Genomic DNA, 23,404 nt, shown 5'->3' on the forward strand with positions numbered 1-23,404 from the left:
GACGAGCGCTCGCGCGAGGAGCCGACTATCGCGGCACGTGGAAGTCGACCAGGGTCCCGCCGCCTAGTTCGAGCCGTGCCCATGGCAGCTGGGTCGTAAGGACCGCGATCGCTGACGTCGGGTACTTCTCGGTCATCCGTTCCAGTGCGTCGGCGTCGGAGCCCGCGCCGGCGAGGGCGAACGCCAGTGACGACGTCGTCGGCTCGTGGCCGACCACCAGCAGCGTCTCGACGCCGTCGTTGACGCCGTTGATCAGGCTGAGGACGGTGCCGGGCCGGGAGTCGTACAGATCCTCCTCGTAGCGGATGGTCGCCTCGATCCCGGTGCGCGCCAACGTCTCGCGCGTCCGTGTGGCCGTCGAGCACAACACGGCGTCGACCTTCCCGGGGTTGGCCCTGATCCAGTCACCGGCCAGGGCGGCCTCCCTGATGCCCCGCGGAGCGAGTGGACGCTCGTGGTCGGCGACCCCGTCGGGGTAGTCGGACTTCGCGTGCCGGAGCAGCACCAGAGTGCGTACGGGTGTCGTCATCGACATCACGTTACCCACATGCCGACCGAGGTCCGCTCAGTTGTCGGAGGGCGGACCTACACTCGCCATGCCCGTCAAAACGACGGCCCACGAGTAGAGAGCTGAGGAGTCCGGATGCGCTTCCTGCACACCGCCGACTGGCAGCTCGGGATGACCCGCCACTTCCTGAACGGCGAGGCGCAGCCACGATATTCGGCCGCGCGCCGTGACGCCGTCGCCAGCCTCGGTGAGGTGGCGAAGGAGACGGGCGCGGAGTTCGTCGTCGTGGCCGGTGACGTCTTCGAGCACAACCAGCTGGCGCCGCGTGACGTCAGCCAGTCGTTGGAGGCCATGCGCGCCATCGGCGTCCCGGTGTATCTGCTTCCCGGCAACCATGATCCGCTCGACGCGTCGTCGGTCTACACCAGTGCGCTGTTCGCCGCGGAGCGGCCGGACAACGTCGTGGTGCTGGATCACGCCGGAACGTTCGAGGTGCGTCCCGGTCTCGAGATCGTCGCGGCGCCATGGCGTTCCAAGAAGCCGACGACCGACCTTCTCGGTGAGGTTCTCGAGGGGCTCACCCCCGACGGGGTGACCCGCATCGTCGTCGGGCACGGCGGCATGGATCTGTTCGAGCCGGACCGCGACAAGCCGGCCTTGATCCGGCTGGCCACCGTCGAGTCGGCACTGGAACGGGGAGCCGTGCACTACGTCGCCCTCGGCGACAAGCATTCCCGTACTCAGGTCGGGTCGACGGGCCGGATCTGGTACTCGGGTTCCCAAGAGGTCACCAACTACGACCACATCGAACCCGATCCCGGACACGTCCTGGTGGTCGACGTCGACGAGCAGGACCCGGCCCACCCGGTGAAGGTCGACAGCCGCCGGGTCGGCCGGTGGAAGTTCGTCACCTTGCGCCATTCCGTCGACACCGCAAGGGAAGTCGTCGACGTGGACATCAATCTCGACCAGCTGCCCGACAAGGAACGCACGGTCGTGCAGATCGCGTTGACGGGCACGTTGACGGTGACCGACAAGGCGGCGCTCGACGCCTGCCTGGACAAGTACGCCCGGTTGTTCGCCGCACTCGCGACCTGGGACAAGGAAACCGACCTCGCCGTCATGCCCGCCGACGGAGAGTTCGACGACCTTGGCATCGGTGGCTTCGCCGCAGCTGCGGTCGACGAGTTGGTGGCGACCGCACGCACCGACGGTGCGCAGGCCGACCACGCCAGGGCGGCGCTTGCGCTGCTGCTGCGCCTCACCGATCGGGGGAACGCGGCATGAAGTTGCACCGCCTCGTCCTGCGCAACTATCGCGGTGTCGCCCAACGCGACATCGAATTCCCCGACCGCGGTGTCGTCGTCGTGTCCGGCGCCAACGAGATCGGCAAGTCCTCGATGATCGAGGCGCTCGACCTGCTGCTGGAGGCCAAGGACCGCTCGACCAAGAAGGAAGTCAAGCAGGTCAAGCCCACGCACGCCGACGAGGGCGCCGAGATCACGGCCGTCATCTCCACGGGCCCCTACCGCTTCGAGTACTTCAAGCGGTTCCATAAGAAGCCGGAGACCCGGCTGACCGTGTCGGCCCCACAGCGTGAGCAGCTCACCGGCGACGAGGCGCACGAGCGCGTGCTCGCGATCCTCGCCGAGACCGTCGACACCGAGCTGTGGCAGGCGCAGCGCGTTCTGCAATCGGGATCGACTGCATCGGTTGACCTTTCGGGGTGCGACGCGTTGGCTCGCGCCCTCGACGCCGCGGCCGGCCAAGCGGTCACGCTGTCGGGGTCCGAGCCGTTGCTCGTCGACCGGATCGACGCGGAGTTCCGGCAGTACTTCACCACCACGGGCCGGGCGACGGGTCCGCTGGCGGCTGCGGTCACCCGACTGCGCGACGCCCGCCAGGCCGTCGAGCAGTGTCACGCCGCGGTCGGCGAGGTGGACGAGGCCGTAGTCAGGCACGCCAAGCTGTCCGAGGAACGGGATCGGGTCGCTCGCGATCGCGTGCAGTCCGATGCGCGGCTACAGGTCGCCAGGGCCGCGGGGGCTGCGGTCAAGCAACTCGAGGAGCGGCTGACCCACGCACGTGCACTTGCCGAACCCGCCGAGATGGCGCGGGCGGCATCGGACGCCGCACTCGGCGAGAGGCGCCGCCTCCGTGCCGAGTTGACGGAGCGGACCGCCACCATCACCGCTCTCGAGGCGGCGGTGACGACCGCCGCCGAGGACGAGGTGGCCGCCAATGACACCGCCGTCGCAGCCGCCGCAGCTGCCGAGGCCGCGCGCGTCCACGCCGCGGAACGCTTGGCCCGCGTGGAGGCCGTGCGTCGCACCGCCGAGCGGGTCGCTCGCCGCAGCGAGGCGGCGAGGCTCGATGGCAAGCTCGGCAAGATTGACGCCGTCGCCAGGGAGTTGGCTGGCGTCGAGGCGGAGCTGGCTCAGATCACCCTGACCGACGACGTGATGCGGGACGTCGAGATGGCCGCATTGGCCACCGAACGCGCCGCCTTCCAGGCCGAATTGGCTTCGGCGCGTGTCGAACTCGACGCGGCGGTCGACATCCAGGTCATGGTCGACGGTCAACCGGTAGAGCTGTCGCCGGGCGTCGCCTGGACCCAGAACGTGACGACGTCGGCCGCGGTCGAACTGCCGGGCGTGGTGACGGTCCGGCTGATTCCCGGTGCGCCCGCGGCAGATTCGCAGGGCCGGCTGGACAAGGCACGGGAAATGCTGGCCGCACTGCTGGACGAGGCCGGCGTTGCCGACGTCGCGGCGGCGCGGGTGCTCGACGCCAGGAGGCGCGAGCTGCTGGGACGGGTGGACCGGTTGTCGGCCACCGGCGACGCGCTGGTCGGTGAGGACTCGGTTGCCGACCTGCGTGCGCGACTGGTTGCGCTGACCGAGGCGCTGGGGGAACATCCCGATGCCGACCCGAGCGCCGACGACGTGCGCGCCGAGCTCGAGACGGCGACCGAGGCGTACCGGTCGGCGCGCGCCGGCGAGGAAGCGCTCCGGGAGATCGCGACGACGGCAGCCTCGCAGGCGATGCGCGTCGCGGGGGCGGCGACGGTGCTTCGATCGAAGTTGGACACCGCCCGCGACGAGGTGGCCGCCGCGACGGAACGCCTTGCCCGGCAGCGCGACTCGCAGTCCGACGACCAGCTGGTGATCCAGGCCGAGGCTGACGCCGAGCGGGCGCGGGGGGTGGCGGCTGGAGTGCTGGCGATCGAGGCCGAACTCGCCGAAGTGGGCCCGGCCGCGGTGGCGGCAGAACTCGCCGACGCGGAGCGGAGCGCGAGCGCACTCGAGGAGCGGCATGCCGAAGTGACCGGCGACCTTCGCGAGGTGGCGGCACAGCTGCGGGTGTACGGGTCCGAAGGCCGCAAGGGTCGACTGGACGAGGCGGAAACCGAGTGCGAGCACGCGGCGGCCGAGCACGACCGAATCCAGCGCCGGGCGGGCGCAGCTCAACTGCTGCAGTCGGTGATGTCGCGTCACCGCGACGAGTCGCGGCAGCGCTACGTCGACCCGTTCCGGACTGAGGTCGAGCGGCTGGGCCGCATCGTGTTCGGCTCGGACTTCGAAGTCGAGATCGACGCCGAACTGCGCATCCTCAGCCGCACCCTCGGCGGTTGCACGGTGCCGTTCGACTCACTGTCCGGCGGAGCCAAGGAGCAGCTGGGTATCGTCGCCCGCTTGGCCAGCGCCGCGCTGGTCGCCAAGGAAGACGGCGTCCCGGTGGTCATCGACGACGCGCTTGGCTTCAGCGACCCGAACCGACTGGCAAGGATGGCCGAGGTGTTCGACTCCGTCGGCGGCGACGGCCAGGTCATCGTCCTGACGTGCAGCCCCGAGCGGTACGCCGGGATCGTCGACGCCCGCCACCTCGAGCTGAGCGCCTAGCTCGCCACCGAGACGTTCCGCCGGCGCGGTGACTCGAACGTCGCCGCGGGAAGCCCGAGGTGGTCGCGCAGGGTGTCTCCGGTGTACTGCTCGCGAAACAGCTTGCGTCGCTGCAGTTCCGGCACCACTGAGTCGACGAAGTCGTTGAAGGTTCCTGGCGACTGGGCCGCCGAGACCATGAAGCCGTCGGCTTCGCCCGCGGTGAACGACTCCTCGATCTGGTCGGCGACCTGATTGGCCGTGCCGACGAACTGAGGTAGCAGCACGCCTTGGGCGTACCACTTGCCGATGTCGCGCAGCGTGAGGTTGTCCCGGTTGGCGACCCGACGAGCGGTGTCGAAGAGGCCCTGGGTGCCGCTGACGGCGATGTCCTCCACGGGCGCGTCGAGGTCGTACCGCGAGAAGTCGTGGTCGGTGTGCACCGACAGGGTGATCAGCCCTGAAATCGGGTCGGCGAGTTCGTTGTGGAAGGCCTGCTTCTCCCGGGCGATGGACTCCGTCTCCCCGATGAACGGGATGAACGCCGGGAAGATCAACACGCCGTCGGGGTCGCGGCCGTAGTCGGAGGCGCGACTCTTGATGTCGTCGTAGTAGGCCTTTCGACCCTCGGGGGTGGGGTCGATCTCGAAGATCGCCTCGGCCCACCGCGCGGCGAAGTCGCGTCCGGTGGGCGACGATCCCGCCTGGATCAGTACCGGCCGGCCCTGCGGTGAGCGGGGCACGTTCAGCGGGCCGCGGGTGCGGAAGTACTCACCGTCGTGATCCACGCGCCGGACCTTGTCCGGGTCGGCGAACACCCCGGCCTCCTTGTCGAGCACCAGCGCGTCGGCGTCCCAGCTCGACCACAGTTCGAGCGCGGTGCGGACGAATTCCTCGGCGCGTTCGTAACGGTAGTCGTGGCCGAGGTGCTCGTCGTAGCCGAAGTTCTGGGCCTCGCTCTGCGTCAGCGACGTGACGATGTTCCACGCCACCCTGCCGCTGCTGACGTGGTCGAGGCTTGCGAAGATACGCGCCAGCTCGTACGGGTGAAAGTAGGTGGCGGACTTGGTGATTGCGATGCCCAGCTTCGAGGTCACGGCCGCGATGCTGGCGGCCACGATCGACGGGTCCAGCGTCGCGGTGGCCTGCGTTCCCCGCCGCAGCGGCTCGGTGACGTCGTCACCGAAGCGGGCCGGCGCGGCGAGCAGGTCGGCGAAGAAGACGAAGTCGAACTTGCCGCGTTCCAGGATTCGCCCGATGCGGTGGTAGTACTCGGGCGTGGTGAACGCGGTGTCGCTGCCGGGGTGCCGCCACGCGGCGTGGGAGTGCGTGACCTGAGAGGCGATCTGGAATCCGCCCAGGTGGAGTTGACGTGTCATGGTTCTCGTTTCCCGCGTCTTCGGCGTGCTCAGTCGCGATGGCCGCGACCGATCACGCCGAAATCGCGTATTAGAAGTAGGCGTTGGCGGGCAGCGGGGTGTCGTGCAGCAGGTTCGCTCCGATCGCGACGGCCTTGTAGGCCACCGGGTTGTGCAGCGTGATGGTGCGGATGTTGCGCCAGTGCCGGTCCAGCCCCTTCTGCCGGCTCGCCGCACTGGCCCCGCCGAGCTCCAACAGCCGTGTCGCGGCCTCCGGGGCGATGGCGTCGAGGTGGACCTTCACCTGCGCGACCTTGATCTGGGCGTCCTGGGCCAACTGGGCGTCGGGGTTGCCGTCGGGGGTCGTCGCGGCGGAGGTGGTCGCCACGGCGATGGCCTCGGCGGCGTCGAGAACCGCGGCCTTCGCGACGTACGCCGTGCTGGCCAGCTCGCCCAGCAGCCGTTGCAGCAGCGGGTCGTCGGTGGGCCGGTCGGTGGGGGCGTGGCTGAAGCTGCGGTCGCGTGAACGCAGCAGCGTGACCCCGTCGTCCACGACGCCGGCGAGGATGCCTGCCACCACCGCGTGGATGAAGAGCTGCAGCGAGGCGTACTGAACCGACGGCACCGCGTCGGCGTCGTACGGCGAATCGGCGAGGATCTCGTCGGTGGTGACCGCCACGTTCTTGAAGACGGTGGTCCCGGTGCCGGTCCGCCGCTGGCCGAAGCCGTCCCAGTCGTCGATCAACTTGACGCCGGTGCGGTCGGCGGGCACCACGACGGTGGCCACGGAGTCGTGGTCGGTGGTGGCGGTGACGGTCAAGTAGTCCGAGAACAGGGTGCCGGTGCTGTAGAACTTCTCGCCTTCGAGGCGGTAGCCACCCGCCGGATCGGGCAGCAGCCGCGTGTTGAAGACCAGGCTGCCGACGGCGTTGGACCCCTTCTCGCTGAACGCGTTGCCGAAGAGCTGGCCGTCGGCCACCTTGCGCAGCCATTGCAGCGACGCGGGATCGCCTGGGCCGAATCCCCGGTCGCTGCGCTCCTGCCCTCCGAGCGTGCGCAGCCGTTCCTCCGTAAACCAGAAGTGTGTGCGGAAGATGTGTGCCACAACGGGATCGGCGCGCGCGACGTCGATCACCGCGGAGAACAATTGGGGCACAGTGAGTCCCGCGCCGCCCAGCTCGTGCGGCAGTCGCAGGGTGCCGAAGCCGGCCCGCTTGAGTGCGGCAACTTGGTCAAAGGGGTTCTCGTCGTTCAGGTCTCGGTCCTTGGCCCCTGCCGCGATGCGGCCGAGAAGCTCGTCCCATTGGGGTGAGCCGGGGAGGATGCGGGGATTGTTCTCGACGGTGGTCATGACAACGTTTCTACGGAACCCGGCACCGCGCGACACTGCTTTGGCTCACCCCGAACCTAAGAGTCGCCCGCCAGGGGCACAATGGTGATCGATGACCATGAATGCCGGGCGCCGGCGAGTCCACGACAGGCTGGCCGCTCTGCCGGGGGTGACCTCGGTGCGCAGGCCCGTCCTCGACGGCGGGCCTGACGAGTTCGACCTGTTCTACGTGCGGGTGGGGGAGCGGTCGGATCACCCGCTGCTGTTCATTCCCGGCGGACCGGGTGCGGCGTCGATCGCGCTGTACCGCAGCCTGCGCAAACACGCGGTCGCCGACGGCCTCGACGTGATCATGGTCGAGCATCGCGGCGTCGGGATGTCTCGGCACGACGACTCGGGCGCGGACCTACCGCTCGAGGCGTTGACGATCGAGGCGGTCGTAGGCGACCTCGCCGCCGTCCTCGACCATGCCGAGGTCGGCAAGGCCGTGGTCTACGGAACCTCGTATGGCACGTACCTGGCGGCTGGGCTCGGTGTCCGGCACCCCGACCGAATCCACGCGATGATCCTCGACTCCCCGTTGTTGGCGGCCGACGACGTCGACGAAGTCCGCACGGCCGTCCGTCAGGTCCTGTGGGACGGCGTGAACGAGGAGACCGCCGAGCTCGCCGACAAGGTGCACCAGCTGGTCGCCGACGACGTGTTGACACCGGCCGCCACGCAGCTCGCCGCCGACATGTACGGGCTCGGTGGCCCCGAGCTGCTTGGTCGCCAGCTCGACCTGCTGCTGAAGGGTCACGACTGGGTATGGGGTGCCGTCGGGCTCGGTACGCGCCTGATCGTCGAACGCAAGACGCCGTTCCACAACGAGCCGGACCTGGTCGGCAGAATCGGTTACCGCGAGCTCAACTACGGGGCAGTGCCCGACGGCAAACCCCTCGACCCGGCCGTGGCCCTGCGCGAAATAGCCACCGGCGAAGTCGATTTCGTCGAGGAGCCCTACGATCTGATCTCCGCGATGCCGGGCTTCACCTGGCCGACGGTGGTCATCTCGGGCGGTCGGGACTTGACAACGCCGCGGGTGGTGGCGTGCCGGATAGCCGACTTGATTCCCGACTCCGTGCTGGTCGAGATGCCCACCACGGGCCACAGCATCATCGACACCAAGGAGCGCTCTGCGCTCGACATCGTGGCGGCCGTCTACGCCGGGGAGATCGCCGAACTACCAAGCCGGTCAGCTGAACTGGACGACGTACCGAGCCTGCTCAGCGTTCGGCTGCTCAAGCGGCTGATCACCGCGGCCTCGGTCGCGGAGTCGGTGGTGCCGTCCGCGGTACCGCGTGCGGTCCGCAACGTCACGACTTCATGAAGCCGATCGCGGTGTAGTCGACGTCGGCCAGCCCGGCCGCGCCGAAGTTGGCCAGATTGCTGCGCACCGCAACGTTTCCGGCGGATTGGAACAGCGGGAGGCTGGCGCCCTCGGCCCAGACCAGTTCGTCGACCTCGTTGGCCAACGCGCGTGCCTTGTCGGGGTCGAGTTCCGACAGCGTCTGTTCGATCTTGGCGTCGATCTCCGGGCTGCCGATCTTGCCGAAGTTGCTGTCGCCCTTCGACGCATAGATCTGTGGGAGACCGGACAGCGGGAACGCGTCGGCCACCCAGCTGAATTGGGCGATGTCGAAGTTGCCGACCGTGACGTAGTTGGTGAAGAAGCCGCTGCCACCCTTGGCCTGCAGGTCGAGCTTCACCCCGATCTGAGCCAGGCTGTTCTGGGCGATCTGCGCCACCTGGCGCGTGCTCTGCGCGTCGTAGAACATGTCGCGGATGACGAGCTGCTTGCCGTCCTTCTCGCGGAACTGGCCGTTCATCCGCCACCCGAGGTCGTCGAGCTCCTTCTTCGCCGCCTCTTGGTCGAAGGCCACGACGCCGCTGTTGTCCTGGTAGCCCTTCTGGCCCGCCACGTAGACGTGGTTGTTGAGCGGTGCCGGGTTGTCGGCCAGTCCGCGTTGGGCCACGTTCGCAATGGTCTGACGGTCGATGCCCTTGGAAATGGCATTCCGCAGCGCCTTGTCGGCCAGGATGGACCCCGGAGCGCCGTTGAAGGTGAAGTGATACCAGCTTGTACTCGGTGCCCGCCGGATCGCGACGCCGGTGGTGCGCTTGGCGATCGTCACGTCGTCGAGTGAGGCGAGCCCCGTGGCGTCGATGGCGTTGTTTTGCAGCGCGGGCAAACGGGCCGCATCGTCGAGGACGAGGAACGTGATCGTGTCGAGGCGTGGTGGCGTTCCCCACCACTTCGGGTTGCGACTCAGGGTGATTCGCTGCGCCGTGCGGTCGAGCGCGGTCACGATGAACGGTCCCGCCGACGGTCCGGGGCCATTCAGCTGAGCGGTGTTGAAGGCCTCCGGGGTCGCGGTCACGCTCTTGGGTGAGAGGACGGTGTTGCCGGCGAGCATGCCCTTCCACTCGGCATACGGCTTGGCGAACGTCATGATCGCCTGCCGGTCGTCGACGCCCCGTGTCACCGACGCGACCCGGTCGCTGCCGTTGGGTGCCGAAATCGCGAAGTCCTTGTTCTTGCCGCTGGTCGCATCGACCTGGGACTTGATGTCTTCCCAGGTAATTGGCGCGCCGTCGCTCCATACGGCCTTGGGGTTGATCGTGTACGTCACGACCTGTGGGTTGGTGCCGGTCAGCTCGACATTGGTGAAGTAGTCGGTGTTCACCGACGCGGTGCCGTCGGCGGCGATGCGGAACGCCCGGGGCATGGTCGCCCGAGAGATCGCGGCCGCGTCGGCGGTGGGCCCGTTGATGTGCATCGTGTTGAAGTTGTCCGGGAAGTTCGTCAACGGGATGCGCAGGTTGCCACCCTCCTGCAACGAGGCGGGGTCTTGCGGATTCATGTCGTTGGTCGAGCCGATCTCGGCCTTGCCGCCCGCGGACGGCGCCTCTTGGCTGCCGCCGGAGCACCCGGTGAGCAAAAGTCCGGCGGCGAGAAGTGCGCTGGCGAGGCGTCGGATCTGCATGGGACAGACTCTAACCGCTTACGGCTGCGGGACGGCGGCCAGCAACTTCTCCGTGTATTCGTGCTGCGGGTTCGCGAAGATCTCGGCGGCGTCGCCGGACTCGACGATCGAGCCGTTGAACATCACCACCAGCCGGTCGGCGAGGTGCTTGACCACCGACAGGTCGTGTGACACGAAGAGATACGACAATCCGAACCGCTCCTGCAGATCGAGCAGCAGGTTGACGATGCCCGCCTGGATCGAAACGTCCAGTGCCGACACCGGTTCGTCGAGCGCCAGGATCTTCGGTTGCAGCGCCAACGCGCGGGCGATGCCGATGCGCTGCTTCTGGCCGCCGGAGAATTCGGCGGGGTACCTGCCGGCGTCCTCGCGGCGTAGTCCGACGGTGCTCAACAGCTCGGCGACGCGTTCGTCGACGTGCTTCTTGTCGAAGCCGTTGGCGGTCAACGGTTCTGCCAGCGCATCGAAGACGGGCAGCCGTGGATCGAGGGAGGCGACGGGATCCTGGAACACCACCTGCAGATCGCTCCGCAGGGCCCGCCGGGAGTGGCGGTCCAGCGTGGCGACGTCCTGGCCGAGGACTTCGATGGAACCACCCTGTGGCGCAGTGAGTTCCAGAACCTGGTGCAGCGTGGTCGACTTCCCGGACCCGGATTCACCGACGATGCCAAGGGTTTGGCCCTCGCGCAGTTCGAAGCTGATGCCGTCGACGGCCCGCACCTCGCCGATCCGGCGGCGGAACACCGAGCCCTTGGTGAGGGTGAACGTCTTGACGAGGTTCTCGACGCGGAGCACGACGGGCGCGTCGGGGTCGGCCGCCGCGTCGACCGGAGCCGTCGAGACGCCGTAGACGTCGGCGGCCGAGCGGCCCGCGACGTCCTCGGTGCGGATGCATGCCGCGGTGTGGTCGGGGGCGACGGAGACGAGCTCGGGTTCGGCGGAGAGGCAGTCGTCGACGACCATCGGACACCGCGGCGCGAACGGGCAGCCCGGGGGGAGCGCCGCCATCGACGGTGGCGCACCGGGAATCGGCACCAGCCGCGACCCTTGGGCGGCGTCGAGGCGGGGCACCGAACCGAGCAGTCCGACGGTGTACGGCATGACCCGGCTGCGGGCCAGGTCGGCCACCGGCGCGGTCTCGACGGCCCTGCCCGCGTACATCACCAGTGCGCGGTCGGCGAATTCCGACACCACGCCGAGGTCGTGGGTGATGATCAGCACGCCTGCGCCCGTGACGTCGCGGGCGGTGCGCAGCACGTCGAGGATCTGCGCCTGCACCGTCACGTCGAGTGCGGTGGTCGGCTCGTCGCAAATGATGAGGTCCGGGTCGTTGGCGATCGCAATCGCGATCACCACGCGTTGCCGCTCACCGCCGGACAACTCGTGGGGGAAGGACTTGGCGCGGCGTTCGGGCTGCGATATCCCGACTAGCTCGAGCAGCTCGACGGCCCGGGTCGCGGCGGCCGCGCGGCCAATGCCGCGCTGGTGCACGCGAAGTGCTTCGGCGATCTGCTGTCCGACGGGGTAGACGGGGGTCAGCGCCGACATCGGATCCTGGAAGACGGTGCCGACGACCCGGCCCCGAATTCGAGACATCCGTTGGTCGTCGAGTCCGATGAGTTCGTCACCCTGCAGACGCACCGATCCGGACACCTGCGCGTATTCCGGGAGCAGTCCGACGACCGCCATCGCCGTCGCCGACTTGCCAGCGCCTGACTCGCCGACGAGCGCGACGACCTCGCGGGGTTTGACGTCGAACGACATGCCGCGCACTGCCGCGACGTCTTCGGCGTCGGTGGTGAAGCCGACGCGCAGGTCCTTCACCTGGAGTAATTCGGTCACTTGCGCCGCCGCCGACGGGGTTTCGCACTCGGGTCGATCGCGTCGCGCAGCCCGTCGCCGATGACGTTGGCGCACAACACGATCAGCACCAGGATTCCTGCCGGAAACAGGAACACCCACGGAAACGTCGTCACCGAGGGGGTGCCGTCGGCGATCAGCGTGCCCAGCGAGACGTCGGGCGGTTGGATGCCGAAACCGAGGAACGAGAGGCCGGTCTCGGCGAGGATCGCGACGCCGACGTTGAGCGTGGTGTCGATGATGAGGATGGATGCGACGTTCGGCAGCACGTGGCGCACGATGATCCGCCAGTTCGACACGCCCATGTACCTTGCCGCGGTGACGAATTCGCGTTCACGCAGGCTCATCGTCATCCCGCGCACGATGCGCGCGCTGATCATCCAGCTGAACGCAGCCAGCAGCAGGATCAGCGAGATGATCCGGCCCGACTGTCCGAGGCGTGGGGTGACGATGGCGATGAGGATGAAGCTCGGGACCACCAGCAGGAGGTCGACGACCCACATCGCCGTGCGGTCTCGCCATCCGCCGAAGTAGCCGGCGACTGCGCCGACGGTGGCCGCGATGATCGTCGAGAGGAACGCGACGCAGACACCGATCAGCAGTGACTTCTGCATGCCGCGCAGCGTCTGCGCCAGCAGGTCCTGGCCGAGGCCGTTGGTGCCGAACCAGTGGCTGGGACTCGGCGGTTGTTGTAGTGCGAGGAAGTCCAGATCGGTGTAGCTCCACGGCAGAAACGGCGGAAGTGCGTAACACCCGACGAACATCACCGTCAGCACGGCCAGGGCCGCCACTGCGAGGCGATTGCGGAGGAAGCGGTGCGTGGTCAGTGTGCGTCGTGAGGCGAATGTGCCTGCGTCCATCCCCGATTGGGCGGTCGACGACGCTTCGGTCGTGGCTGGTTCGGTCATCTCAGGCCACCCTCACCCTCGGGTCCAGCGCCGCGTAGATGACGTCGGACAGCAGGCCGGCCAGCAGAATGGTGGCTCCGGTGAAGACCGTGATCGCGGCGACGATGTTGGTGTCCTGAGTGGCGATGCCCTGAACCACCCACTCGCCCATGCCATGCCAGCCGAAGATCTTCTCGACGAACACGGCGCCGGTCACCAATCCGCCGACGCCGTAGGCGAACAGAGTGGCCATTGGTATCAGGGCGGTGCGCAGGCCGTGTTTGAACAACGCTTGCCGGCGAGTCAGCCCCTTGGCGCGGGCAGTCCGGATGAAGTCCTGGCCCAACACGTCGAGCATGGCGTTGCGTTGATAGCGGCTGAAGCCGGCAATCGAGAACAACGCGAGCGTGGCCGTCGGGAGGACGAGGTGCTGGAGGCGGTCGACGAACTGACCCCACGCGCCGCCGGCGGTCGTGCCGGAGGTCTCGCCGGTGTACTCGAACAGGTTGAAGCCCAACGCGGTGTTGGTGCGCAGCGCCCCCAGGATCAACAGGTTCGCGACGACGAACGTCGGCATGCTGATCAACAACAGGGACAGCACCGTGATCACGCGGTCGGACACGCGATATTGCCGAACGGCGCCCCACGCCCCGACCACCACCCCGATCAGGGTGCCGAGCACCGAGCCGAGGAACACGAGCCGCAGGCTGACGCCGATGCGCCGCCCCAATTCGTCCGACACCGGTTGTCCCGCGACGGTGGTGCCAAAGTCGCCCTGCACCGCCTCGGACACCCAGTGGACGTAACGCAGGGGGATCGGCTTGTCGAGGGAGAGTTCGGCGGCCTTGGCGTCGATGACGGACTGGGGCGGTCGGGGGTTGCGGCCTTCGAGGCTGTCGAGCGGCTTGAACGACCAGGACGCCAGCGCGAAGGTCAGGAATGACGCCAGGGTGAGGAGCACGACGTAGTTCAGTGCCCGGCGGGCGAGGAAGCGCGTCATGACGCGCCCGTCGGAAACTGCATGGCCACAGGGTAGGAGATGAACGCCGGATTGCCCGCGGGCGGCCCACGGAAGTCTTGACTGGGAATGCGCTTCGTGTTTGATGCGCGTCTGCTGCGGTTATCCGACGTACAGCGGGGGCCGGCCGGGCCCTCGGGTAAGCCCGAACAGCCCCGAATGGGAGGGACCACCATGAACGTCAAGGCAATGAAGGTGATGGCCGCAAGCGTCGGTGCTGGCGCGCTGATTGCGGGTGGCGCGTTGACCGTGGCCACGTCGAGTTCGGCGGAGCCGGCGACCCCGGGCCCCGTGCCCACCGAGGAAGCCACGACAGGCGAGACCACGACGGAGACGACGGCTCCCGAGACGCCGACGACGTCGTCCGCGGTTCCCGAGATCGAAGGACCCGCTGAGCTGCCGCCTGAGCAGGAGGATGCGCTCTAAGCGCTCAGTTACCTGGCGAAAGGGGAGGCCCCATGGTGGAAACCGTGGCGGTCTCCCCTTTTCGCGTGGCCGTGATGACGACGGGGTCGCCGACGGCGAACGGCGGTGCGCTGGCACCCTCGACTTCGTGGATGGCGTAGGTCTGCGTGAAGCCGTCGGTGCTGCGGGCCGTCACCGACGTCGGTGAGATCGCGGTGATCTTGCCGGTTTGGGTGAGCCGGGTTTCGTAGCCGGCGCCGTCGGCGACGACGTATTCGCCGTGCAGCGAGGCGGGTTCTGGGTTGCCGCCATGTCGCGCTCCTGGCGGTGAGCCCGGAGGTCCCTCGAACCCGCCAAAGCCGGCGAAGTCCCCGAAACTGCCGTGGGCAGCGGTGTCGGTGGCCGCAGCGATGGCCGCTCCTCCGACGCCTGCCACGGCGGCCGCCACCGCGACGGCGCCGATCGTCTTGCGCATGCCCCAGGTGTTCACGGGAGCCACTCTGCCGGTTTGAGCTATGCGCCAGCTGTGAAGCCGGATTTCACAGCTCGCGCATAGGGTTGGCACAGGACGTGCCCATCGCACCGGCCCACAATGAGGACGATGACCACCATGAACGGCGCCGACCGCGAACATGCCGATCCCGCGCGGCTCGTCATGCGCCGGTCCGACGGCAAGCCGATCAACGTACTGGTGGTCGACGACGAGCCGGTGCTTGCCGAACTCGTGTCGATGGCCCTGCGCTACGAGGGCTGGGACATCTCGACGGCGGGCGACGGAGAGACAGCGATCGCCCTGGCCCGCGAGAACCCGCCCGACGTCGTCGTGCTGGACGTGATGCTGCCCGACATGAGCGGGCTCGACGTGCTGCACGAGCTGCGCGCTCAGATTCCCGGCCTTCCGCTGCTGCTGTTGACGGCGAAGGACTCCGTCGAGGACCGCATCGCCGGTTTGACGGCCGGCGGAGACGACTACGTCACCAAACCCTTCAGCCTCGAAGAGGTCGTGCTGCGGCTGCGCGCTCTGCTGCGGCGCACCGGGGTGGCCGACGAGACGGGCGGCGCCCAGATCGTGGTCGGCGACCTGGTGCTCGACGAGGACAGCCACGAGGTCACCCGCGCTGGGGAGCCGATTACGTTGACGGCCACCGAATTCGAGCTGTTGCGGTTCATGATGCGCAACGCCAAGCGGGTCCTGAGCAAGGCCCAGATCCTCGACAGGGTGTGGAGCTACGACTTCGGCGGCCGCTCCAACATCGTCGAGTTGTACGTGTCCTACCTTCGCAAGAAGATCGACAGCGGCCGTGAGCCGATGATCCACACGTTGCGCGGCGCCGGGTACGTACTCAAGCCACCGCGATGAGTCGGGACGCTGGCGACGCGGCGTCGCACAGTCGGATCCTGTCGCCGCGCACCTGGTCGCTCCGCATGCGACTGCTGCTCACCCAGGTGGTGCTGCTCGCGGCGGTGTGCGCGAGCATCGGCCTCGCGACCGAGTTTGCGCTGCAACGCTTTCTGGTGCGCCAGCTCGACGACCAAGTGGTCGAGGCTGGGAAGCGCTCGGCGGCCATCTTCGAGCTCCCCCCGCCGATGTTTCGCCCGCCACCCGACTCGCCGGAGGATTCGGGCCGCGAGCGTGACGCCTTTCCGTCCCGTTACCGCTTCTTCGACCCCGAGGTGGGCCCCGGCCCCGGCTTCCTGAACGCGCCGGGGCAGGCGACGCGGACCGTGGGAGCCGTCGTGTCCCCGTCGGGGGCGGTCGACGCCGGTGTCATCAACACCGACGGCGGCCGGGCGCAGATCAGCGCCGCCGCGGCCGCGGCGCTGGCGAAGGTGCCGCCGACCCGTACGCCGGTGACGATCGAACTCGACGGCTTGGGTCGGTATCGGGTGATCGCGTTGCACGCCCGCCACGGTGACGAAACGATCGTGACGGGGTTGCCGACCGCCGTCGTCGACGACACCCTGCTGTGGGTCGTCGGGATGTTCTGCGTCCTCGCGGTGATCGCACTGATCGGCGCGGCCACCGCCGGTCTGCTCGTCATCCGGAGGCAACTGGCGCCGCTGTCGAGGGTCACCTCCGCCGCCCGTGACGTCGCGACCCTCGAACTCGACAAGGGTGAGGTCAACCTGCCCAGTCGCATCGTCGAGGTCGACCCGAAGGGCGTCAACACGGAGGTGGGTCAGCTCGGGACGGCGCTGAACACGATGCTCGACCGCGTCGCAGGGGCGTTGTCCGCGCGCCACGCCAGCGAGACGCGCGTGCGTCAGTTCGTCGCCGACGCGAGCCACGAGCTGCGTACTCCGCTCGCCGCGATCCGCGGGTATACCGAACTGGCGCAACGAAAGAGCCATGAGCTGCCCGCCGACGTCGCCCATGCGATGAACCGGGTGGAGTCCGAGACCGGGCGTATGACGCACCTCGTCGAGGACCTGCTGCTGCTCGCCCGACTCGACTCGGGACGGGCACTGGTGCGGGAACCCGTCGACGTGTCGATGCTCGTCGTCGACGCGGTGAGTGACGCCCACATTGCGGGTCTCGACCATGACTGGGCGCTCGATCTTCCCGAGGAGCCGGTCGTCGTGGTAGGCGACGAGGCGCGACTGCAGCAGGTGCTGGTGAACCTGTTGGCAAACGCCAGGATTCACACGCCCGCGGGAACCGCGGTCACCACGTCACTGTCCAAGGAGGGTGACACGGCGGTGCTGACCGTGGCCGACGACGGCCCCGGCATCGCCGCGGACCTGCTGCCGGAGATCTTCGAGAGGTTCGCGAGGGGCGACTCGTCCCGATCGCGGCGCACGGGTGCCCCCGCGGCGAGCGGCAGCACCGGTCTGGGCCTTGCCATCGTCGCCGCGGTGGTCAAGGCGCACGACGGGACGATCGAGGTCCGAAGCGAGCCCGGCCGGACGGAATTCGTCGTCCGCCTTCCCGCCCCCACCGAAAGTTCACAGTCGACGCACAGGCCGAGCCAATCGCCCGCATAGCCGACTCACCGAAGATCGTTTGCGTGACCGCCGTTCTCACGCGCCCTGCGCACGCAGACGACGGCGCCACCGAACCCGACGACCTGCGCCGTCAGCGCCTCACGGTCGGTGAGCGGGTGGCGCTCGGAGTCCTGTTGGTGACCACGGCGGTGCTGTACCTGTGGAACCTGTCAGTCAACGAGTGGGCCAACGGCTTCTACTCCGCAGCCGTGCAGGCGGGCGCGGAGAACTGGACGGCGATGCTGTTCGGCTCCAGTGACGCGGGAAACGCGATCACCGTCGACAAGACGCCCGCCGCGCTGTGGGTGATGGACGTCTCGGTCCGGCTCTTCGGGCTCAACTCGTGGAGCGTGTTGGTGCCGCAGGCGCTGGAGGGGGTGGCTGCGGTCGCGCTGCTCTACGCTGCGGTCCGCCGCGCGGCCGGTCCGTCGGCCGCGTTGCTCGCCGGTGCGGTGTTCGCGCTGACACCCGTCGCGGCGCTGATGTTCCGGTTCAACAACCCCGATTCCCTGCTGGTGCTCGCCCTGGTGGCCGCCGCGTACTGCGTGCAACGGGCCTGCGAGCGGGATGCCAACCGCTGGTGGATGATTGGTGCTGGAGCCGCGGTCGGAGTCGGATTCCTGGCCAAGATGATGCAGGCCTTCCTGGTGCTACCCGCGTTCGGTGTGGCGTATGTGATCGCGGCGGCCGTGCCGCTGCGCACGCGGCTGCTCCGGTCGGCCGGCGCCGTGGCGGCAATGGTGGTCAGCGGCGGCTGGTACCTGCTGCTCGTCGAGCTGTGGCCGGCGTCCTCACGCCCGTACATCGGTGGCTCGCAGGACGACAGCATCGTCGAACTGGCCCTGGGCTACAACGGAATAGGCAGGCTCACCGGCGAGGAGACCGGCGGCCTCGGCAACATGAACTTCGACGTCGGCTGGGGCAGGTTGTTCGGCACCTCGATGGGCACCTACAGCGCCTGGCTGATCCCCGCCGCGGTCATCTGTCTCGCCGCCGGGGTGATCATCACGCGCCGTGCTCCCCGGACCGATCCGGCACGGGTGGGTCTGATCATCTGGGGCGGCTGGCTGGTGGTCACCGCCGTGGTCTTCAGCTACGCCAACGGCATCCTGCACCAGTACTACACGGTCGCCCTCGCGCCCGCGATCGGCGGGACCATCGGAATCGGTGCAGTTCTGTTGTGGCGCAAGAGAACCGACGTGCGGACCGCTGTCGCGATGTCGGGCGCCGTGCTGGTGACGGTCGTCCTCGCCGCGGTTCTGCTTGCCCGTCGCCACGACTGGTTGCCCTGGCTCGGCACGGCCGTCGCCGTCGCAGGCGTCGCCGCCGCGGTACTGCTTCTGGTCATAGGTCGGCTCCCGCGTCGGGTCGCCAGCGGCGTCGCCGCAATCGCCGTGCTGGCCTGCCTGGCCGCACCGACCGCCTACGCGCTTGCCACGGCCGCCACCCCGCACTCCGGGGCGATCCCGTCGGTCGGGCCGGCGCGAGCCCACGGTTCGTTCGGCGGTCCAGGGGGTCCCGGCGCTGGCTTCCTCGACATTCCCAAGCCAGGACCGGGGCTGACGGCTCTGCTGTCCGACGGCGCCGACGGTTTCCGGTGGACGGCCGCCGTCGTGGGGTCGAGCAACGCAGCGGGCTACCAGCTGACCGCCGATGCTCCGGTCATGGCCGTCGGAGGGTTCAACGGCACCGATCCCGCCCCGACGCTCGGCGAGTTCCAGGACGATGTCGCCGACGGTCGAATTCATTACTTCATCAAGGCGCACTCGATGTTCGGCATGCCGGTGGGACGCGGCACGACCGGCAGCCGCGAGGCCGCCGACATTGGCGAATGGGTCGAGGCGCACTACTCACCGATGACTGTCGACGGCGTCGTCCTCTACGACCTGACCGAGGTGCCCAATCACTCATAGCCGACGCATAGCTTGCGCAAACAGTCACCACGAGCAGCCGAACGACGATGGAGACATGACGGACATTCAGGAAGCCGACCTCACGGAGGTCGCGATGGTTCCCAGGGCCACGGCGTTCGGATCGCGGCCGAATGCCGCGCAGGAGGCGCGCAGGCTCGGCGTTCCGGTGCTCGACGTGGTGATCCCGGTCTACAACGAGGAAGTCGCGCTCGCCGACTCGGTGCGCAGGCTGCACCGCTACCTGAGCGAGAGCTTTCCGTACCAGGTGCGGATCACCATCGCCGACAACGCCAGCGTCGACCAGACCCCCCGCATCGCCGCGGAGTTGGCCGAGGAGCTCGACGGCGTCCGCGCGGTGCGGTTGGAGGAGAAGGGCCGTGGCCGCGCACTGCACCAGGTGTGGTCGGAATCCGACGCCATGGTGCTGGCCTACATGGACGTCGACCTGTCGACGGACCTGGCCGCGGTCAGCCCGCTCGTCGCGCCGCTCATCTCCGGGCACTCGGATCTGTCCATCGGCACCCGGCTCGGCCGCGGGTCACGCGTCGTGCGCGGCCCCAAGCGCGAGTTCATCTCCCGCTGCTACAACCTGATCCTGAGGTCGACGCTGCACGCCCGGTTCTCCGACGCCCAGTGCGGCTTCAAGGCGATTCGCGCCGACGTCGCGCACCGGTTGCTGCCCCACGTCGCCGACACCGGCTGGTTCTTCGACACCGAGCTGCTGGTGCTGGCCGAACGCAGCGGCTTGCGGATCCACGAGGTTCCGGTCGACTGGGTCGACGATCCCGACAGCCGGGTGGACATCGTCGCGACGGCCACCGCCGACCTCAAGGGCGTCGGCCGGCTGCTGCGCGGCTTCGCCAGTGGCTCGATCCCGGTGAATGCCATTGCGGCGCAACTGGCTCCGTCGCAGTCGTCGGCAGCCGCACCGAACTCGCTGTTCCGCCAGGTGGTGCGGTTCGGTGCCGTCGGCGTGCTGTCGACCGTGGCCTACCTTCTGTTGTTCATGGTGCTGCATCCGTTGATCGGCGCCCAGGTGGCGAACTTCGTGGCACTGCTGGTGACGGCAATCGCCAACACCGCGGCCAACCGCAAGTTCACGTTCGGCGTGACAAGCAGCGCGACGAAGGCGGCCAGACACCACGTCGAGGGGCTCATCGTCTTCGGCATCGCCCTGGCGATCACCAGCGGTGCGTTGGCAGGCCTGCACGCCTTCGTCGACCAACCGCACCGCATGCTCGAACTCTCCGTGCTGGTGCTGGCCAATTTGTTGGCCACCGCCGTCCGCTTCGTCCTGTTGCGCGGCTGGGTGTTTCACCCCCGCCGATCGCACTGACCCCTACCGACAACGAGGATTTCACCGTGACACTCACTGCCGAAGACGTCCAACCGGACGCCGTCGTCGACGAACCGGCCCCCGCCGATCCGCGCTGGACGCGTCCCGCGTTCTGGGCGCTGCTGGTGGGCACCGGCGTGCTCTACCTCTGGGGCCTTGGCTCGTCGGGCTGGGCCAACAGTTACTACGCCGCCGCCGCCCAAGCCGGCACCCAGGACTGGAAGGCGTTGCTGTTCGGCTCGATGGACGCCGGCAATTCGATAACCGTGGACAAGCCACCCGCCGCGATGTGGGTAATGGGCTTGTCCGGCAGGCTGTTCGGCTTCAACGAGTTCACCATGCTGCTGCCAGAGGCGTTGATGGGCGTCGGCGCCGTGGCGATGCTGTACCTCACCGTGAAGCGCACCAGCGGGCCGTCCGCAGGCCTGATCGCCGGTCTGGTGCTGGCGCTGACACCGGTGGCGACGCTGATGTTCCGCTACAACAATCCCGACGCGCTGCTGGTGCTGCTGCTGATCGTCGCGGCGTACTGCACGGTGCGCGCCGTCGAGGCGGACACCGCACGCCGGATGACGATGTGGATGGCGTGGACGGGGTGCGCGGTCGGCTTCGCGTTCCTGACGAAGATGCTGCAGGCCTTCCTCGTCGTGCCGGGCCTGGCGGTGGCCGTGCTGGTCGCGGCGCCGTTCGGGGTGTGGAAGCGGCTGGGCGCGTTGCTCGTCGGCGGTGCAACGATGATCGTGTCGGCCGGCTGGTACATCGCGATGGTCAGCGTGTGGCCCGCCGAATCGCGGCCGTACATTGCCGGGTCGACCGACAACAGCCTGCTGCAGTTGGCCTTTGGCTACAACGGCATCGAACGCATCGCAGGCAACGAGGGTGGCGGTCCCGGCGGGGGAGGCCCCGGACCGGGTCACGACTTCGGTGGCGGCGGCATGAACTTGTTCTTCGGCGGCGACCCCGGCATCGGCCGACTGTTCGGCGCTTCGATGGGTGTGGAGGCGTCGTGGCTGTTGCCCGCTGCGCTCATCGGATTGGTCGCGGGACTCTGGCTCACCCTGCGGACGCCGCGGACTGACCGGGCCCGGGCCGGCCTGTTGCTCTGGGGCGGTTGGCTTCTGGTGACCGGTGTCGTGTTCAGCTTCATGGCGGGCACCGTGCATCCGTACTACAACGTCGCGCTCGCACCCGCGGTCGCCGCGTTGGTGGGCATCGCCGTCGCGCAGTTGGTGGCCCGTCGTGAATCGTGGCTTCCCCGCGGCGTTCTCGCGGTGATGCTGCTGGCTACCGGCGTGTGGTCCTTCGTGCTGCTGAACCGGAGTCCCGAATGGTGGCCGGCAATCCGCTGGGCCGTGCTCGTCGGTTCGGTGGTGTTGGCGCTGCTGCTCGTCGTCCGGGCACACCGTCTCGGCAAGGCCACCGTGGCGGTCGTCGCGGCGACGGTCGTCGTCGGCCTCGGTGGTCCTGCGGCGTTCTCGATCTACAACGCGGCCAGCGCGCACAACGGTCCCGGCACGATGTCGGGCCCGCAGAAGGCCGGTGGCTTCGGCTTCGGCGGCCCCGGCAAGGGCGGCCCCGGCATGCCGGGACGCGCCGACGGCCCGCAGTTGGAGGCGCTGCTCAAGAGTGCGGACAATCGTTGGGCGGCAGCGGGTATCGGTTCAATGTCGGTGAGCGATCTGGAGCTCAAGACCGGCACGTCGCTGATGTCCATCGGCGGGTTCGCCGGCGGCGACCCGTCACCCACGCTGGCGCAGTTCCAGCAGTACGTCGCCGACGGCCAGGTGCGGTACTTCCTGGCCGACTCGGGCCGTGGCGGACCCTTCGGGCATCGCGCCGGCGCGGCTGCGGACATCACCGCGTGGGTCGAGAAGACGTTCACCAAGACCGAAGTCGACGGTGCGACGGTGTACGACCTGCAATCACCGGCATAAGGCCGCTTGGTTCTCGCCGACTGTGTGGCCTTCCGTCGACTAATTGCCGAATTCTCGACGGAAGGGCCCACAGTCGACGCTAGATCGGGCACCCCGCGGCGCGCAGACATGCCACCACCCGCGCGAGCACCACGTCGGGGCGGTCGAGCATCTCTGCGCTGATCCTGATGACTCTCCAGCCCATCGCCTCCAGGATCGCGATGCGGTCGATGTCCCACGACCGCTGGCGGCGATCCGTCCAATGTTGGACGCCGTCGTACTCGACCGCCACCAGCCACTGACGCCACCCCATGTCCAATCGAATGAACGGCGCGCCGTATTGGTCGCGAACTTCGATCTGGGTCTCGGGTGCAGGTAGGCCAACCCGGCGCAGCAGCAGACGCACCCGAGATTCCTGTGGTGACTCGGCTCCGCCGTCGGCAAGGTCCATGACGGCGCACAACTTCCGCACGCCGCGATGGCCTGGCCTGGCCTCGGCCACGGCAAGGACGTCCGCGGGCTTCAGTCGAGTGGCGTTCATCAGGGCGTCGATTATCGGAATGGCGTGGTCGACGTCGAGCGTCCGGCCGATGTCGAAAGCGGTGCGGGCCGGGGTCGTGCACCGCATGCCGCGGACCACGCAGGTCTCGGCAGGGGACAGGCTCCATGTGTGCAGCTTCAAGTTCGCAGGCCCGTGCCGGTCCTCTCGGATCAACTCGGCGGGCTCCTGCCCGTCGAGCCACTTGGTACCGAGCACGGCTGCAGCCGACATTCTGGCGAGGACCGCGTCGCCGCCGGACCACAACCAGGCGGCGCGAGCGCGCGACTGCGCCGTCAGGACCGTCTCCTTCGGCACGTAGACGTTCCAGTGGACGGCACGGTATGCGGTGCGGAGTTGGTAGTCGGTGACCAGACCGCGTCGTACCGCATCGCCACCGAGAAAGGGTGCCTCCATGCCCCGCACTCTTGCGGACCTACGGAATG

18 protein-coding genes are annotated in these 23,404 nt (G+C 68.5%); 9 read left to right on the forward strand and 9 right to left on the reverse strand.

All coding sequences use genetic code 11. From position 1 onward, the window contains the following. Positions 1-25: 25 nt before the first annotated feature. Positions 26-529 carry a histidine phosphatase family protein gene (locus ASD37_RS28400; RefSeq protein ID WP_056560042.1) on the reverse strand — a complete coding sequence of 168 codons (504 nt, stop codon included), beginning with the start codon at positions 527-529 and terminating at the stop codon, positions 26-28. A gap of 114 nt (positions 530-643) precedes the next feature. On the opposite strand from ASD37_RS28400, the gene ASD37_RS28405 reads away from it, so the two are divergent. Both ASD37_RS28405 and ASD37_RS28410 read left to right on the forward strand, forming a co-directional pair. After that, positions 644-1,795, forward strand: a complete 1,152-nt coding sequence (locus ASD37_RS28405) for an exonuclease SbcCD subunit D (protein ID WP_056559754.1) — start codon at positions 644-646, stop codon at positions 1,793-1,795. Continuing rightward, complete coding sequence (locus tag ASD37_RS28410) at positions 1,792-4,410, forward strand: AAA family ATPase (protein WP_056559756.1); 2,619 nt, start codon at positions 1,792-1,794, stop codon at positions 4,408-4,410. The genes ASD37_RS28405 and ASD37_RS28410 overlap by 4 nt, the downstream gene beginning before the upstream one ends. Here the strand turns inward: ASD37_RS28410 and ASD37_RS28415 are convergent. Both ASD37_RS28415 and ASD37_RS28420 read right to left on the reverse strand, forming a co-directional pair. Next, positions 4,407-5,768, reverse strand: a complete 1,362-nt coding sequence (locus tag ASD37_RS28415; protein WP_056559758.1) for an LLM class flavin-dependent oxidoreductase — start codon at positions 5,766-5,768, stop codon at positions 4,407-4,409. The genes ASD37_RS28410 and ASD37_RS28415 overlap by 4 nt on opposite strands. 70 nt (positions 5,769-5,838) lie before the next feature. Further along, complete coding sequence (locus ASD37_RS28420) at positions 5,839-7,098, reverse strand: acyl-CoA dehydrogenase family protein (protein ID WP_056559759.1); 1,260 nt, start codon at positions 7,096-7,098, stop codon at positions 5,839-5,841. A 91-nt stretch (positions 7,099-7,189) separates the two neighbouring features. Here ASD37_RS28420 and ASD37_RS28425 point away from each other — a divergent pair, with 91 nt between their 5' ends. After that, positions 7,190-8,446 carry an alpha/beta hydrolase gene (locus ASD37_RS28425; protein WP_056559761.1) on the forward strand — a complete coding sequence of 419 codons (1,257 nt, stop codon included), beginning with the start codon at positions 7,190-7,192 and terminating at the stop codon, positions 8,444-8,446. Here the strand turns inward: ASD37_RS28425 and ASD37_RS28430 are convergent. The 4 genes from ASD37_RS28430 to ASD37_RS28445 are packed head-to-tail and all read right to left on the reverse strand — an operon-like array spanning position 8,433 to position 13,850. Next, positions 8,433-10,103: an ABC transporter family substrate-binding protein gene (locus tag ASD37_RS28430; RefSeq protein ID WP_056559763.1), complete on the reverse strand. Its 1,671-nt coding sequence runs from the start codon at positions 10,101-10,103 to the stop codon at positions 8,433-8,435. The two genes, ASD37_RS28425 and ASD37_RS28430, sit on opposite strands and share 14 nt — an antisense overlap. Before the next feature lie 18 nt (positions 10,104-10,121). Next, complete coding sequence (locus ASD37_RS28435; RefSeq protein WP_056559765.1) at positions 10,122-11,945, reverse strand: ABC transporter ATP-binding protein; 1,824 nt, start codon at positions 11,943-11,945, stop codon at positions 10,122-10,124. After that, on the reverse strand, positions 11,942-12,823 hold the full coding sequence (locus ASD37_RS28440; protein ID WP_200960023.1) for an ABC transporter permease: 882 nt from the start codon (positions 12,821-12,823) through the stop codon (positions 11,942-11,944). The genes ASD37_RS28435 and ASD37_RS28440 overlap by 4 nt, the downstream gene beginning before the upstream one ends. A 49-nt stretch (positions 12,824-12,872) precedes the next feature. Continuing rightward, positions 12,873-13,850 carry an ABC transporter permease gene (locus ASD37_RS28445; protein WP_056559769.1) on the reverse strand — a complete coding sequence of 326 codons (978 nt, stop codon included), beginning with the start codon at positions 13,848-13,850 and terminating at the stop codon, positions 12,873-12,875. Positions 13,851-14,042: 192 nt separating this feature from the next. On the opposite strand from ASD37_RS28445, the gene ASD37_RS28450 reads away from it, so the two are divergent. Continuing rightward, positions 14,043-14,294: a hypothetical protein gene (locus tag ASD37_RS28450; RefSeq protein ID WP_156721148.1), complete on the forward strand. Its 252-nt coding sequence runs from the start codon at positions 14,043-14,045 to the stop codon at positions 14,292-14,294. Positions 14,295-14,298: 4 nt separating this feature from the next. On the opposite strand, the gene ASD37_RS28455 is transcribed toward ASD37_RS28450, so the two are convergent. Beyond that, positions 14,299-14,763: a hypothetical protein gene (locus ASD37_RS28455; RefSeq protein ID WP_056559773.1), complete on the reverse strand. Its 465-nt coding sequence runs from the start codon at positions 14,761-14,763 to the stop codon at positions 14,299-14,301. Between the two features lie 165 nt (positions 14,764-14,928). On the opposite strand from ASD37_RS28455, the gene ASD37_RS28460 reads away from it, so the two are divergent. Genes ASD37_RS28460 through ASD37_RS28480 form a run of 5 tightly spaced genes read left to right on the forward strand, consistent with a single transcriptional unit; the run spans position 14,929 to position 22,441 of the window. Next, entirely contained in the window at positions 14,929-15,633 is a 705-nt protein-coding gene (locus tag ASD37_RS28460; RefSeq protein WP_056560043.1) for a response regulator transcription factor, read from the forward strand. After that, positions 15,630-17,258: a cell wall metabolism sensor histidine kinase WalK gene (locus ASD37_RS28465; RefSeq protein ID WP_056559775.1), complete on the forward strand. Its 1,629-nt coding sequence runs from the start codon at positions 15,630-15,632 to the stop codon at positions 17,256-17,258. Before ASD37_RS28460 ends, ASD37_RS28465 begins: the two co-directional genes overlap by 4 nt. Before the next feature lie 23 nt (positions 17,259-17,281). Further along, a complete protein-coding gene (locus ASD37_RS28470; protein ID WP_056559778.1) occupies positions 17,282-19,171 on the forward strand; it encodes a glycosyltransferase family 39 protein in 1,890 nt (629 codons plus the stop codon). Between the two features lie 55 nt (positions 19,172-19,226). Next, entirely contained in the window at positions 19,227-20,507 is a 1,281-nt protein-coding gene (locus tag ASD37_RS28475; protein WP_056559780.1) for a bifunctional glycosyltransferase family 2/GtrA family protein, read from the forward strand. A 26-nt stretch (positions 20,508-20,533) separates the two neighbouring features. Next, positions 20,534-22,441 (forward strand): glycosyltransferase family 39 protein, encoded by a 1,908-nt coding sequence (locus ASD37_RS28480; RefSeq protein ID WP_056559782.1) that lies wholly within the window; start codon positions 20,534-20,536, stop codon positions 22,439-22,441. A gap of 79 nt (positions 22,442-22,520) precedes the next feature. On the opposite strand, the gene ASD37_RS28485 is transcribed toward ASD37_RS28480, so the two are convergent. Beyond that, the gene (locus ASD37_RS28485; protein ID WP_056559784.1) at positions 22,521-23,375 is read right to left on the reverse strand and encodes an endonuclease domain-containing protein; all 855 of its coding nucleotides are present in this window, start codon (positions 23,373-23,375) and stop codon (positions 22,521-22,523) included. Positions 23,376-23,404 lie beyond the last annotated feature (29 nt).

Origin of the sequence: Mycobacterium sp. Root135, assembly GCF_001426545.1 — a bacterium.
GTDB lineage: Bacteria > Actinomycetota > Actinomycetes > Mycobacteriales > Mycobacteriaceae > Mycobacterium.